The 12905-nt window shown below is 58.1% G+C and carries 14 protein-coding genes; 8 read left to right on the forward strand and 6 right to left on the reverse strand.

Features of this window, described 5'->3' with window-relative positions:
• Positions 1 to 107: 107 nt before the first annotated feature.
• From RHM55_RS20710 to RHM55_RS20720, 3 genes are read left to right on the forward strand one after another with little or no spacing between them, the layout of a single operon-like run.
• Positions 108 to 1658, forward strand: coding sequence for an arylsulfatase (locus RHM55_RS20710; protein WP_322183043.1), 1551 nt, complete (start codon positions 108 to 110; stop codon positions 1656 to 1658).
• Positions 1659 to 1714: 56 nt separating this feature from the next.
• Positions 1715 to 2992 carry an OmpP1/FadL family transporter gene (locus RHM55_RS20715; protein ID WP_322178102.1) on the forward strand — a complete coding sequence of 426 codons (1278 nt, stop codon included), beginning with the start codon at positions 1715 to 1717 and terminating at the stop codon, positions 2990 to 2992.
• A gap of 47 nt (positions 2993 to 3039) precedes the next feature.
• The gene (locus RHM55_RS20720; protein ID WP_322183045.1) at positions 3040 to 3714 is read left to right on the forward strand and encodes a DUF3313 domain-containing protein; all 675 of its coding nucleotides are present in this window, start codon (positions 3040 to 3042) and stop codon (positions 3712 to 3714) included.
• 234 nt (positions 3715 to 3948) lie between these two features.
• On the opposite strand, the gene phnE is transcribed toward RHM55_RS20720, so the two are convergent.
• The 5 genes from phnE to RHM55_RS20745 all read right to left on the reverse strand — a co-directional run bounded on the left by phnE (position 3949) and on the right by RHM55_RS20745 (position 8751).
• Positions 3949 to 4716: a phosphonate ABC transporter, permease protein PhnE gene (gene phnE / locus RHM55_RS20725; RefSeq protein WP_322178103.1), complete on the reverse strand. Its 768-nt coding sequence runs from the start codon at positions 4714 to 4716 to the stop codon at positions 3949 to 3951.
• Entirely contained in the window at positions 4713 to 5540 is an 828-nt protein-coding gene (locus RHM55_RS20730) for an ABC transporter permease (RefSeq protein WP_322178104.1), read from the reverse strand. Before RHM55_RS20730 ends, phnE begins: the two co-directional genes overlap by 4 nt.
• Entirely contained in the window at positions 5534 to 6331 is a 798-nt protein-coding gene (locus RHM55_RS20735; protein ID WP_322178105.1) for a phosphonate ABC transporter ATP-binding protein, read from the reverse strand. Before RHM55_RS20735 ends, RHM55_RS20730 begins: the two co-directional genes overlap by 7 nt.
• On the reverse strand, positions 6328 to 7179 hold the full coding sequence (locus RHM55_RS20740; protein ID WP_219061017.1) for a putative selenate ABC transporter substrate-binding protein: 852 nt from the start codon (positions 7177 to 7179) through the stop codon (positions 6328 to 6330). The genes RHM55_RS20735 and RHM55_RS20740 overlap by 4 nt, the downstream gene beginning before the upstream one ends.
• Before the next feature lie 156 nt (positions 7180 to 7335).
• The gene (locus RHM55_RS20745) at positions 7336 to 8751 is read right to left on the reverse strand and encodes a diguanylate cyclase domain-containing protein (protein ID WP_322178106.1); all 1416 of its coding nucleotides are present in this window, start codon (positions 8749 to 8751) and stop codon (positions 7336 to 7338) included.
• 213 nt (positions 8752 to 8964) lie between these two features.
• Here RHM55_RS20745 and RHM55_RS20750 point away from each other — a divergent pair, with 213 nt between their 5' ends.
• Complete coding sequence (locus RHM55_RS20750; protein WP_322178107.1) at positions 8965 to 9636, forward strand: ATPase; 672 nt, start codon at positions 8965 to 8967, stop codon at positions 9634 to 9636.
• A gap of 55 nt (positions 9637 to 9691) precedes the next feature.
• On the opposite strand, the gene RHM55_RS20755 is transcribed toward RHM55_RS20750, so the two are convergent.
• Complete coding sequence (locus RHM55_RS20755; protein ID WP_322178108.1) at positions 9692 to 10552, reverse strand: CAP domain-containing protein; 861 nt, start codon at positions 10550 to 10552, stop codon at positions 9692 to 9694.
• 285 nt (positions 10553 to 10837) lie between these two features.
• On the opposite strand from RHM55_RS20755, the gene RHM55_RS20760 reads away from it, so the two are divergent.
• The 4 genes from RHM55_RS20760 (at position 10838) to RHM55_RS20775 (ending at position 12877) form a co-directional block, all read left to right on the forward strand.
• On the forward strand, positions 10838 to 11209 hold the full coding sequence (locus RHM55_RS20760) for a hypothetical protein (protein ID WP_322178109.1): 372 nt from the start codon (positions 10838 to 10840) through the stop codon (positions 11207 to 11209).
• Positions 11210 to 11212: 3 nt separating this feature from the next.
• On the forward strand, positions 11213 to 11395 hold the full coding sequence (locus tag RHM55_RS20765; protein ID WP_322178110.1) for a DUF1289 domain-containing protein: 183 nt from the start codon (positions 11213 to 11215) through the stop codon (positions 11393 to 11395).
• 115 nt (positions 11396 to 11510) lie between these two features.
• On the forward strand, positions 11511 to 11891 hold the full coding sequence (locus RHM55_RS20770) for a hypothetical protein (RefSeq protein ID WP_322178111.1): 381 nt from the start codon (positions 11511 to 11513) through the stop codon (positions 11889 to 11891).
• 191 nt (positions 11892 to 12082) lie between these two features.
• On the forward strand, positions 12083 to 12877 hold the full coding sequence (locus RHM55_RS20775; RefSeq protein ID WP_322178112.1) for a hypothetical protein: 795 nt from the start codon (positions 12083 to 12085) through the stop codon (positions 12875 to 12877).
• Positions 12878 to 12905: the final 28 nt, after the last annotated feature.

Genomic DNA, 12905 nt, shown 5'->3' on the forward strand with positions numbered 1-12905 from the left:
ACGTTGTAGGCTAGTCCTGAGACTTTCATAAGAGTACTGAGGAACTGACCGTGACAAAAATAATCGATTTTTTGGCGCTGACAGTAACAACACTTCTGCTTACTGCCATGCCCCTGCACGTGCAGGCCGCGTCCGATAAACCCAACATTGTTGTCATCATGGCCGATGATGTCGGCTGGTTTAATATTGGCGCCTATCATCAAGGCATGATGGCGGGTAAAACACCGAACCTCGACAGTCTGGCGGCCCAGGGCATGCGGTTTACCGATTATTACGCCGAGGCGAGTTGCACCGCTGGCCGGGCCAACTTCATCACCGGTGAGTTACCCATCCGCACGGGCATGACCACCGTAGGCCAGGCCGGTTCACCGATTGGTATTCCCGATCAGGCATTGACCCTTGCGACAACGCTTAAGTCGATGGGCTATTCCACGGGGCAGTTTGGCAAAAACCATTTGGGTGACTTGAACGAGTTCCTGCCAACGGTTCACGGCTTTGACGAGTTCTTTGGCTACCTCTATCACCTTGACGCGATGGAAGATCCGGCCCACCCAAACTATCCACAGGCGCTTAAAGATACGGTCGGCCCGCGTAACATGGTGCACAGCTGGGCAACCGACACTGATGACCCTACGGTGATGCCGCGTTGGGGCAAAGTGGGCAAGCAGAAAGTCGAAGATGCCGGCACACTCTATCCGGAGAGAATGAGAACGGTCGACGAGGAGATTCGCGACGTTGCCTTGAGCTTCATTGATAAGGCCAAGAAGGATGACAAGCCGTTCTTCCTCTGGCTCAACCCTACACGTATGCACGTCACCACGCACCTGTCGCCCAAATATGAAGGGATGCGTAACGCGGACAACGACTGGACTATCCAAGAGGCCGGGATGGCCCAGCTGGATGACATCGTTGGCGATGTCCTGAAGAAGCTCAAGGACATGGGCCTCGACGATAACACCATTGTTGTATTCACCACCGATAACGGTGCCGAGAACTTTACGTGGCCGGACGGTGGTCAGACGCCATTTGCTGGCGGGAAGGGGACGGCGCTGGAAGGTGGCTTCCGTGTCCCGGCCATTCTGCGCTGGCCAGGGAAAGTTCCGGCCGGTAAGGTCGAGAACGGGATCATGTCAGGGATGGACTGGTTCCCGACGTTTGTCGCTGCGGCGGGTAATCCGAACATCGTCGAAGAGTTACTGAAGGGTAAACAAGTCGGCAGTCAAAGCTACAAGGTGCACCTTGATGGCTACAATCAGACCGACATGATCATGGGCAAGGGACCGTCGACGCGCCACGAAGTCTTCTATTTCACCGAAGGCACGCTCTCCGCCGTGCGTATCGACGATTTCAAATACCGCTTCACTGATCAACCCGATGGCTGGATCGGCAGTACCGTGAAGTTGGACATGCCGGTTCTCACCAACCTGCGCCTTGATCCCTTCGAGCGCACGGGCTTTACCAAAGGCGCTCAAGGCTCATACCAGTACATGAACTGGTTCCTCTACGAATTTTGGCGCTTTCAGTTCGTGCAAAAAGAAGTCGCCAAGGTGGCGGCGACTGCGATTGAGTTTCCTCCAATGCAAAAGGGTGCCAGCTTTAACCTGGATGCAGTGAAGGAGCAAATCCAGCACGCGATGTTGAGCCAGTCAGGTAAGTAACTCACTCAGAAATCGATCGGGTAGGCGGTGTGCGCCTACTTGATCCTGGAGTTCTTATGCCGTCAAAAACAGGTACGCTGCCGGTCTCCGCGTTTACTCTGCTGACGCTCTGTTACAGCCAACAGGCGCTGGCAGGAGGCATCATGCTTTATGAGATCGGTAGCGATAATACCGGTCTGGTCAATGCGGGTGCCGCGGCGCGTGCGCAAGGGCCGTCTACCATTGCGAGTAACCCGGCAGGCCTCAGTTATCTGGAGGGCACCCAGATCGCGGCCGGTGCTCAACTTATTTACGGCAATGTGAAGTTTGATGCTGACGGGGACACTAACGTGGCTGGCAGTGGCAGCGGCGATGTTATTGAACCGACACCGGGTGCCAGCTTCTTTATAAGCCATAAACTGGATGAACACTGGAGTGTCGGCTTTGGCACGTATGGCGACTTCGGTCTGGCGCTCAGTTATAAGAATGACTGGTACGGTCGCTACTTCAGTCAATATGGAAGTATTGGTGGTTTGTCATTTGTACCCAGTGTGGCCTATCGGTTCAATGACGAGTGGTCAGTGGGCGTTGGCATAAAGGCCATGTACGGCATGTTGCAAGCTCAGGCGGCGATCAATCGGTCTCCTTTTGGATTAACGGATCGTGCTGACGGGCAGTACAAATATGAGGACAGTACATGGGGGTACGGCGCTAACCTGGGGGTTATTTATGCACCCAAGCCGGGCACCCGGATTGGTTTTGCTTATACCAGTAAGATCAATCTTGATTTCAAGGACCGTATAGACGTTCAAGGGAATGGCCTGTTACTGGACCGCGTGAATGGTACGGACACCACGCTCGGTGTGCAGGTCCCACAAACGGTCACGCTCAGCCTCTATCAGCAACTCGACGCGCAATGGGCCGTGCTGGCGACCGTCAACTGGCAGGACTGGTCACAGTTCGGCGAGATCTATATCGATGTCGATACGTCCAGGGCGGGTGGGCAGTCAACCACCGTTAATGCGCCTTATAAGGACACCTATCAATTAGCGCTGGGCACACAGTACCGAGCCACACCGAAACTGCTTTGGAGTGGCGGTGTCGCCTACGATACCTCGGCGGTATCGAACAGTGATCGAACCTTGAATGTCCCTATGAGTGCTCAATGGCATGTGGGGGCCGGGGTCACTTATGCAGTGGATCATGATACCGACCTTAACCTCGGCTGGGATTTTGTGTGGATGGGCGATATGCCTGTCGACCAGAGCAAACGTCTGTCAGGTGACCGCGTTTCCGGCCAGTTCAGTAGCGCCTGGATTCAGTCTGTTACCGGCAATATGACGTGGCGTTTCTAACGCCTGACAACAATAAATACCCTATTAATCCCATGAGTACAAAGCACATGAAAGCATCACGTAAATTGCTTGTCGGCATTGCGCTGAGCAGCTTGTTGCTGGGTGGTTGTGTCTCGAAAGTGACTGAAAAGGAGCAGTTCTCAGGCTTTTTGCCGAATTACGATGGACTCCAGGAAACGACGTCGTCGAGCGGGAAGGAAGTGCTGCGCTGGGTGGCTCCCGACTTTAAACCCGGGGCGTACTCTACGGTGGTGTTCAACGAACTTGAGTTGTACCCCGCACCCAAGCCGACGGATCGGGTTGACACGAAAACGCTGAAGCAAATACAGGCGTATGCCAGCAGCAGTGCCAAGGGCGTTCTTTCACAAAGGTACCGGGTGGTGAACAGCCTGCAGGCTGTACCACCCGGTTCGCGAACCTTGATCATGCACGCGGCAATTACGGGTGTAACGGCCTCTAACGAAGGTATGCACTGGTACGAAGTGGTTCCGGTCGCGGCGGTTGTGGGGGCGGCCAGCGCTGCTTCCGGCCATCGCGATCAGAACAGTGAACTTTACATTGAGGCGAGTTTTGTCGACGCCGCCACGGGTTCGCCAGTGGTGAAAGTCGTGCGTAAAGTTTTCGGTAAAACCCTGAAAAATGAAAGCCAGGCGATTACCGTGGGTGACTTCAAGGCCGCGATCGACGGGCTGGCAGGTGATATGAGAGCGTTCATCAAGTAGCGATAGAGTCACTCCGGAGCAACAAGGCCGCTTAAAGCGGCCTTGTATAACGGTGTCTATATGCTACTGAACAACACTTTTATTACCCTGCGCTCCTCAACGTCGACCACCGTGCCGGAATCGACCCGGAGCTGCCAGCCGTTAGTAGTCGAGAGCGAGCTATGGATGGCGTTTTTCAGGGCCATTCGGCGTCTTATCGTCACTTTTATGATTTTACCTGTTCGGTGGACACGATCAGGCCTTGACCCAGCGCTGGCGGCTCCAGCCGCTCAGGGCATCGATGGCGAATACCAGCAACAGCATGGCCAGGATCACCGTGCTGGCTTGGGCTTCCTGGAACAGACTGAGGCTGACATAGAGCATCTGCCCCAAACCGCCAGCGCCGACGAAGCCGAGCACGCTGGCCATGCGGATATTGTTTTCCCAGCGGTACAAACAGTAGGCCAGCAGTTGTGGCAACAGGTTGGGCAGTGTGCCGTAACAGAAGGCCCACACCGGATTACCGCCCTGCAGGCGGATAGCCTCGGCGGGTTCTGGCGGAGTGTTTTCCAGGGCTTCAGCGAACAGCCTGCCGAGTACACCGGTGGTGTGCAGGGCCAGGGCCAGGGTGCCGGCATTCGGGCCGAGGCCAGCGGCCAGTACCATCAGCGTCGCCCACACCATTTCCGGGATCGCGCGCAGGGCGTTGAGCACAAGGCGCGATGCGCTCTGCAGCGGCCAGCCAAAGCGGCCGGCGGCGGGCAGTGCCAACAGCAGACCGAACACGGCGGCGAGCAGGGTGCCGAGGGCGGACATGGCCAGGGTTTCCAGGGCGCCATAACCGATGGCCTGCAGATGGCCAGTGCTCAGGTCCGGGCTGAGAAAACGCTGCACATAGGCGCCCATCTGGTTCAGGCTGCGGGTGCTGCCCAGCTCACCGAAGTCGATGCCCAGATAGGCGAACGAGGCGATGACTGCTGCGCCGATGCCGAGGACCAGCAGCAGGTTGAACAGGCGATTCATGCCAGCCTCCAGCGCAGCAGGCGGCTGAGTTGGTCGGCGAGCATGACCAGGACGAAGAAGGTCAGCAGCATGCTGGCCACTTCGCCCCCGGCGAACATGCGCATCGACAGGTCGATCTGCTGGCCCAGGCCGCCGGCGCCGACGAAGCCCATTACCACCGAGGCGCGGATCGCGCATTCCCAGCGGTACACCGTGTACGACAGCAGCTCTGCAGCGACATTGGGCAGGATGCCGTAGCAGAAGGCCGCCAGCCGACCACTGCCAGCCTGCATCAGGGCGTGGGCCGGGCGCTGGTCGACCGACTCGAATATTTCCGCGTAGACCTTGCCGAGCATGCCGCTGTAGGTGATGGCAATGGCCAGTACCCCAGCAGCCGGGCCGAGGCCGACGGCACGGACGAACAGCAGGGCCCAAACGATTTCCGGCACGCTACGCAGGAAGATCAGCAGCCCGCGTACTGGCCAGCGCAGCAGTTGTGCCCAGCGGCTCGGGTGCCCGCCACGAGAGGCGGCGGACAGTGACAGCGCGCGACTGGCCAGCAGGCTGGCGGGTACTGCCAGTAGCAGGGCCAGGGCCATGCCGGCCGTGGCGATGGCCAGGGTCTGCAGGGTGGCTTGCAGCAGCAACTGGATGAACTCCTCGCCATGGGCGGGAGGCCAGAACGCGGAGACGAAGCGGCCTATCTCGCTCTGACTGTCGGTCGCCAGCAGAACGCTCAGGTCCAACTCGCTGAGCCGGATACCCGGCCATAGCAGGGCGATGGCCAGCAGGCTGAGCAGCAGACGAGGCCCGGTGGCCGGGTCGCGGTTGTCGCGCGTCAGCATCGGGGAATCTGCACGCTCAAGGGTGTATCTGGAACCGGTGCAGGCTGCAGAGATTCGTTGGCATAGAGCGTGTCGAGTAGGTCGCGGCTGACGTCGCTGGCTGGACGGTCAAACAGGATTTGCCCGTCGCGCACGCCAATGATGCGTGGGAAGTGCGACAGGGCCAGGTCCACTGCATGCAGACTGGCGACCAGGGTGACGTCGTGCTCCTGCGCATGCTGGCAGAGGACTGCCAGGGTGTGCGCCGCCAACACCGGGTCCATGGCCGACACGGGCTCATCGGCCAGTAACACCTCGGGAGCTTGGTACAGCACACGGGCAATGCCTACGCGCTGTAGTTGGCCGCCGGACAGTTGCTGGCACTGGGCGAATAGCTTGTCGCTAAGGTCCAGCCTGGCCAATGCCGCGCGCGCACCGGGAATATCCAGCGGATGCAGCAGGTTCAGCAAGCTCTTGCCCAGACCCCACTGGCCAAGCTTTCCGGCCAGTACCGCAGTGATTACGCGCTGGCGTGGTGGCAGTGGTGGCGACTGATGCACCAGACCGATGCGCGCGCGCAGGCGCTGACGCTGGTGCGCAGAAAGCTGCCAAGGCCGCTCGCCGAGCACCTGGACCTCGCCGCTGCTGGGCCGCAGGGCGGTGGCCAGCAGGTTGAGCAGGCTCGACTTGCCCGCGCCGGACGGGCCAATAATGGCGACCTGTTCGCGGGCACCGATGTGCAGGTCCACGCTGCGTAACGCGTGGACTCCATTGGCGTGGCTGAGGCTGGCCTGGATAAGGCGCAGGGTCATTTCAGCAGGTCGGCGGCGCGTGCGGCTTCCTCGATACCCTTGTAGTTCTCAGGCTTGGTTTCGATGAAACGGCTGGCGGCCTGCAGGTCGAGGATTGCCTTTTGCTCCGGGTTCGCAGGATCGAGGGCGAGGAAGGCGGCCTTGATTTTGGCAGTCAGTACCGGGTCGAGGGTGCCGCGCACGGTCCAGTTGTAGTCGTAGTAGGTCGGGGTGGTGGCGAATACTCTGACCTTGCTGGTGTCGACCTTGCCGGCGGCGACCAGTTTGTCCCAGACGCTGGCGTTGAGTACCCCGGCGTCGACCTTGCCGGCCTGGACCCAGGCGACGGTGGCGTCATGGGCGCCGGAGTAGCCTACGCGGCTAAAGAAGGTTTCCGGCTTGATACCGTCCTTGAGCATGAAGTAGCGCGGCATAAGGCTGCCGGAGGTGGACGACACCGAACCGAAGGCGAAGGTCTTGCCCTTGAGATCCGCGAGGGATTTGACCGCAGGGTCGGCGGTGATGAACTTGCTGGTGAACTGGGCATCCTGCTCGCGCTGTACCAGCGGAATGGCGTTACCGGTTTTCAGGCGTGCCTGAACGAAGGTAAAGCCGCCCAGCCAGGCCAGGTCGATACGGTCGGTGGCCAGCGCCTCAACCACGGCCGGGTAGTCGGCAACCGGAATGAACTCGACCTTCATGCCCAACTGTTGTTCCAGATAGGCGCCCAGCGGCTTGAACTTGCGCAGCAGTTCGGTCGGGGCTTCATCAGGGATGGCGCTGACTTTCAGAGTGTCGGCGGCCTGTGCGAACAGGGTTGAAAGGGACAGGGCAAAGCCTGCGGCCAGCACCAGCGTACGCTTGAGCATGGAAGTTCTCCGGTTAAATAGCGGAAAAATGTCGAGGCGCCTGGCGCGAGCTGTTTGCTGCACGGCGCTTCGTGAGGGTAGACGAAACGGCGCGATTATATGACCCCCTGCGCGAAAGACCAGCTTTGCACACCAGGGGGAGATTCAAATCATGTTCTATTCACAAAACCGAATCGTGTTTCGTCCATGCTCTTTGGCCTGATACATCGCTGAGTCAGCCGAATCTATGACGTGTTCTTCACTTGCTTCGCGTCCCTTAAAGAGGGTTACACCGATGCTGGCCGTGCAGCGATGCTCAATGGTGAGACTCAGCAAATAGGGCGTCGACAAACTGATGCGTATCTTTTCGGCAATGCGTCTTGCCTGAGCAGTGGCTTCGCGCTTGTCGCAGCTCAGGTCACACAGCAGTACGACGAATTCGTCACCGCCAAAGCGGGCGACGGTGTCCGCTTCGCGTACGCAGGCTTTCAGGCGGTTGGCGACCTCGATCAGCAGCAGGTCGCCGACGCTGTGGCCATGCGTGTCATTGAGTGGCTTGAAGTTATCCATGTCGAGGAATAACAGGGCGCCGTAGCAGTTACTGCGGTTGCTGGACGACATTGCCTGGGTGAGGCGATCTTCCAGCAGGCGGCGATTGGGCAAGTGGGTCAGCGTGTCACGGAACGCCAACTGGTTGACCTGCTCTTCCAACAGCTTGCGCCGGGTGACCTCTCGCGTAATACCGTGGTAGCCGATAATCTCACCCTGTTCGTCAAGGTCCGGCTTCGACAGCACCTCCCCCCAGAGCAGGCTGCCGTCTTTGCAGCGATGCTGTACCTCAAAGGTCACAAAGTCATCCGACGAAGGTGGCCGTTCAGATCGCCGTCTTTCCTCCATCAGGTGCTTGACCATGGCCACACCCTCGTCGGTAAACAGTTCAAAGACGTGATGCCCGACTACCTCGTCGGCCTTGAAGCCACGCAGGCGTTCGTCGGCGGGGTTGATGTAGGTGATGAACAGGTCACGGTCTGTTTTCCAGTGGACATCGCGAGTGTCCTCGGTGAGCTGGCGATAGAGAGCTTCGCTTGCATGCAGTGCCTGGGTGCGTTCCTCGACCAGTGCCTCCAGAGTGCGGTTGCGCTCCTGCAGGCTCTTGAGGGGATACACCTCGCCATCCTCCGCCCGGTGATAGGGAATGGAGATACCGCTGTGAACGATTTTCCACTCTTCACCTTCGAGGCGGAAAATCAGCACCAGGCGTGCCGCTTCCTTTGCAAGCATATCGCCGTCAACGGGCAAGTGAATGCGGAATAAAGCGGTGGCAACCACCACCTCTTCACCCAGGTCCTGCAGAGAGAGATCGAGCATCTCAATGCGGATACGTTCAGGCACTTGAGAGAAGTCCTGGCGAGTGATCGTCTGCCAGTCGGCGAGATCCTTGACCAGAAAATCGCCGCTCCCCGTATACCCACTGAAGTTTTTACTGAAGCGGGTCGTCAGGCTCTGATCCCGAGAGGCGTACATCTCGATGTACTCTTCAAACAGGGCGCGAATCAGGCGCTGTCGATCCGGAGACTGGGTGCTGATGGTCATGGCTGGTGTGTACTCTGTTCTGCACCCATGGCGAAAAAACTGTTCGAGGCGCTTTTTGGGGGGGTACTTTACACGTTGCCCTCACGCAATAAACCGCTTCTGTTTTTACCATTCGTTTAGTTGATAGTTACCATCGACGAATGCGAGTTTTGTTTTTCCAGCGAAGGAGGAAGATAGCGCCATACCGAACATGCTTCTAAGGGAAATAACGCGATGAGAATTTCCACCCTGCTGGCTCTTGTCGCCGTATTGACCGGTGGCGCTGCCACCACTGTGCCTTCTTACGCTGCAGACGCGCCGTCCTGCCATTTGTTATCGGTAGCTGACAGTGCCGCTGGCCTGCTGCATGCACAATCAGTCGGTGTGCTCTACAGCGAAAACACCGTCAATACCCTTGAGTACCTTGAGCATTACCATTCTGTCGCGCTGAACGGCGTGAAGAATGGTGCGATTGACTCTCGCATTAGCGACGCGTTCGTCAACAGCTCCGATCCGAAACTCGCGATCAATTGGCTCATGGGTTCGCTGCAGAAAGAATTCTCCTCAGTGACCGTCTACGACAACCTTGATGCGCTGGTGCAAGCCCACCCAGACGTAGTGGTCATGCTGGACACCTACAACCGTCTGGTGACACAGCGCAATACCCAGGTCGAAGCGCGCTTCGTCGCCAAATTTTACGATTCGAACCTGCAATACATTGGCAAGGCCGAAGGTTTGGGTGAAAAGCAAATGTCCGCTGTCTGGGTGCATGGCAAAGCCGCTCCAGAGATTGCCGCGCAAATCGACCAACAACGTGAGCTGCAATTAAACGCCCTGAAACAGTTCGATGCATCGTTGAAGGCGCTCGTGACATCCGGCGGGATGGCTCAAGTCGCAAGCAACTGACGGTGTGGTTCCATTGACGGCCTGTCCGTAAAAGTCCACAGCCCGTCCACGATCATCAGGGCGCGCCGAACAGCATCGTCCAATAGATACCCAAGTCGCTACGCGAGGCCGTGGCATAAGCAGCACCCACTTGGGTAAACATCGGGTTCATCAGGTTGGCGCAATGCCCAGGGCTGGCCAGCCACCCCTGCATCGCCTGGCTCGGGGAACCCTGCCCAGCAGCGATGTTCTCGCCGATCTGCCGACCACGGTAGCCAACGGCCCGAGCCCGGGCCGCTGGCGAGTCACCGTTTGGATCTTGGTGAGCGAAGTAATTGCCATAGGCCATCGCCCGGCTATGCCCCTGCGCTGCCGCCCCCAAGGCATTGTTCCACGTCAGTGGTCGTGCGGCGGCGAAGCGCTGATACCCACACAGACGCGGCTTCGCCCGTGCCGCATTGACCTCTGTCAGCAACGCTTTATCCGCTGTCCGCCGATCAGTCAGGTGATCATCGACCAAGGGGCGCGCCAGTACCATCTGCCACCGATTACCGACGTGAGTGACACCAATATCGGTCGCTTGGGTATTGAGTAGTTTGTCGCAGTAGTTGTTCTTGATCACGGCAAAGGCCGTCTCGGCATCGCGCGCACCTGCCACTTGGATGGCTTGCACTTTCCCTGCTTGATAACCGGCGGCCTTCAACCCGTCCCGTAAATCGCCGCCATAACCGACGGGCAAGGCCACGCTGGACTTCAGCGCCAACGGTGTCATTGCAGGGGTCATGCGTCCCTCGCAGCGCTGGGGGTGGGCGCGGTAGCCGTTGATGGCTTGCACCAGTTGCTGCTCCCCTTCGGCATAAGCGGGATTGGCGAGCAGGGGGAGCAAAGGTACGAGGCAGAGCGAAATAGAGCGGGAGGAACGAACGGTTAGGCGCATGAGTCGAACAGCTCAGATGGAATGACAGGGGGCTTGGCAGCAAAGGGGCTGCGGTAGTGACCGGCAAAGCCCGAATAGGACTGCGGGCTTCCACACAAGTTTCACTGGCAATAGATACAAATTCGCAGTTGAGGCCATGCGTTTGCTGAGCACTGTTGGTTTTATTCCTTTGCGTCTCAAGGTGCTGCACATCGATACTGGCAAAAGAGGCACGCAGCAGCGAGCCGCGCGATATTAGACCGAGCGCCCTCGGCAAGCCTTCGACACTGATTCAAGGATCAAACAATGCTGTTAAGCAAACGCGATCAGGCGCAGATCGAGCGTCGTCTGGTGGTGGCCCTGACCGACGCCTGTGAGACGGCCAAAGCCGAAATAGCAGGGTTCTGCTGGCTGACCCACGAGGTTGATTACACCGTATCCCCGTCCAGCCTGATGGTCGTCTGGGTCTTTGACACGCAGGCCAACAAGAACCAGGCCCTTGCGAGTGGACAGGGTGAACGCATGGTCGAACTGACGGCCGTGGCGTTAAGCGAAGCGGATATCCACGTCAGTCCGGTGTCGGCCCATGTGCACGTCGATACTGAAGAGCAATGTCAGCATGCCAATGCCGGAAACTGGCAGCAACGCTTGGCGCGCAAGCGCTCGACTCGGGGTTGAGTCGTGGCCAAGGATATCGAAAATCCCTGTATTTCCGTTTGCCAGTTGAGCGGTGATTTATGTGTAAGTTGTGGTCGCACCAAGGAGGACATCAGAAAATGGAAACGCATGAAGCGACCCGAAAAAATGGCCGCTGTGCAACGGGCGGGCCTGCGCCTGAAGAGCCTGCAGAAAAAGGACGCTTGAAATGCGGGTCTCAGTGCGGCTTCAGGTTCTGATCGACGCACCCTTGGATAAAGCCTGATTCGCCTTAAAAAACGCATTCCCACAACTACACTGCGTGAACACTTCGGGAGCAAACATGAGCAACGCGAAAGAAGCGACTGAAATAAAATGGCTTCCAGATGTGGAAGAGCAGGACTACCCAGCCGCACAGTCCTACCTTCTTCTGCTATTCAGCGAAAACCGAGTGCAGAAAATAATTTCCGCCCTGCGTGCTGCCGACCTTACCCAGTTCAAGGCAAAGGACATTTTCCGCGCGTCAGAACTTTCCCTGCTTGGCATCAGCAACTCCCATGTAGAGAAAGACCGCAGCAAAATCAAGAACGGAACGCCGCTGTCACCGTTGCTGCTGGTCAGGGGAGAGAAGAGCGACAAACTGGTTATCGCGGACGGCTATCACCGCCTCTGCGCCATCTATGGCGTTGCCGAAGATGCCTGGATCAAGTGCAAGATTGTTTAGGCCGGGCCGCGTGAGATATCTGATTAGCGCCTTGTTTTATAGACTTGTCTCATGAGCGCTGCTGGCGGTGTTCGGCATAACCTCCGCGGAATCTCTCGCGGGTGCGCATAATGTGGCGTTGATGTGTGTAGACCAGTGCCTAGAGTCCAATAGCTTCGCCGGTGGTGGAGTCAGTAGATCAATGGAGAGCCATGCATCAGCAAAAGACTAAGCACCGAATGTGGCCACTCAAACCGATCCTGCTGATGTGCTCACTCTACCTGCTGGCAGCAAGTGCCGTCGCCGCGCAGATGCCGCACGAGACGCTGACGATCATGGTCGAGGATGCTGCCGATCCCTGGTCGAAGAGCGACGGTATAGGTTACGCCAATGACGTAGTTGTCGCCGCGTTCAAGGAGATGGAGGTTGAGGTGCGCCTGAAAGTCGTGCCTTATTCACGTTGCAAATACATGGTGCTCAATGGTGAGGTCGCGGCCTGCTTCAACATGAGTTGGCTGCCCGAGTTCGATGGCAAGATCAAGCTGGCGGCGCTACCGATCTACGCGGCGAATGACGACATCTTCGAACATATCGAAGCCCCCTTGCCGAGGCCTCCAGACGGCATATGCACGTTGCCGCCCGGGACTGTACTGGGCATCACCAACGACTACGAATATTCGCCCCAGGTCATGGCGCTACAGAAGTCCGGAGTGCTGTTCGAGAACGTTCACTCGGACTTACTGAATCTGAAGAAGCTGGCCGCCCGGCGCTTCCAGGCGGCATTGATCATTACCACCGACCTTGAGGCGGAGGCTTATAAGGCCAGGCAGTCGGGCACAGAAAATTCGGTGCGCTTCGCCTTCAATTGCGGTGTGGTAAGCGCAACGATAGGCTTTAGCCTGGCCCACCCGGATGGATTGCGTGCACTGAAGACGTATGAAGAGGGATACCAACGTATCGGGGCCAAAGGCGTACTCAAGCAGATTCATGCACGCTGGTTTCCTTAGTTGCACCGCTGCCCGACAGGCAGCAGGT

Origin of the sequence: Pseudomonas sp. MH9.2 (assembly GCF_034353875.1) — a bacterium.
In the GTDB taxonomy this organism is placed as follows: domain Bacteria; phylum Pseudomonadota; class Gammaproteobacteria; order Pseudomonadales; family Pseudomonadaceae; genus Aquipseudomonas.

Bases quoted from the DNA above. Each gene is read 5' to 3' on its own strand.
- RHM55_RS20720 (WP_322183045.1), top strand. From the start codon at position 3,040: ATGAAAGCATCACGTAAATTGCTTGTCGGCATTGCGCTGAGCAGCTTG.
- RHM55_RS20750 (WP_322178107.1), top strand. From the start codon at position 8,965: ATGAGAATTTCCACCCTGCTGGCTCTTGTCGCCGTATTGACCGGTGGC.
- phnE (WP_322178103.1), bottom strand. From the start codon at position 4,716: ATGAATCGCCTGTTCAACCTGCTGCTGGTCCTCGGCATCGGCGCAGCA.
- RHM55_RS20710 (WP_322183043.1), top strand. From the start codon at position 108: ATGCCCCTGCACGTGCAGGCCGCGTCCGATAAACCCAACATTGTTGTC.
- RHM55_RS20715 (WP_322178102.1), top strand. From the start codon at position 1,715: ATGCCGTCAAAAACAGGTACGCTGCCGGTCTCCGCGTTTACTCTGCTG.
- RHM55_RS20740 (WP_219061017.1), bottom strand. From the start codon at position 7,179: ATGCTCAAGCGTACGCTGGTGCTGGCCGCAGGCTTTGCCCTGTCCCTT.
- RHM55_RS20755 (WP_322178108.1), bottom strand. From the start codon at position 10,552: ATGCGCCTAACCGTTCGTTCCTCCCGCTCTATTTCGCTCTGCCTCGTA.
- RHM55_RS20760 (WP_322178109.1), top strand. From the start codon at position 10,838: ATGCTGTTAAGCAAACGCGATCAGGCGCAGATCGAGCGTCGTCTGGTG.
- RHM55_RS20745 (WP_322178106.1), bottom strand. From the start codon at position 8,751: ATGACCATCAGCACCCAGTCTCCGGATCGACAGCGCCTGATTCGCGCC.
- RHM55_RS20770 (WP_322178111.1), top strand. From the start codon at position 11,511: ATGAGCAACGCGAAAGAAGCGACTGAAATAAAATGGCTTCCAGATGTG.
- RHM55_RS20730 (WP_322178104.1), bottom strand. From the start codon at position 5,540: ATGCTGACGCGCGACAACCGCGACCCGGCCACCGGGCCTCGTCTGCTG.
- RHM55_RS20735 (WP_322178105.1), bottom strand. From the start codon at position 6,331: ATGACCCTGCGCCTTATCCAGGCCAGCCTCAGCCACGCCAATGGAGTC.
- RHM55_RS20775 (WP_322178112.1), top strand. From the start codon at position 12,083: ATGCATCAGCAAAAGACTAAGCACCGAATGTGGCCACTCAAACCGATC.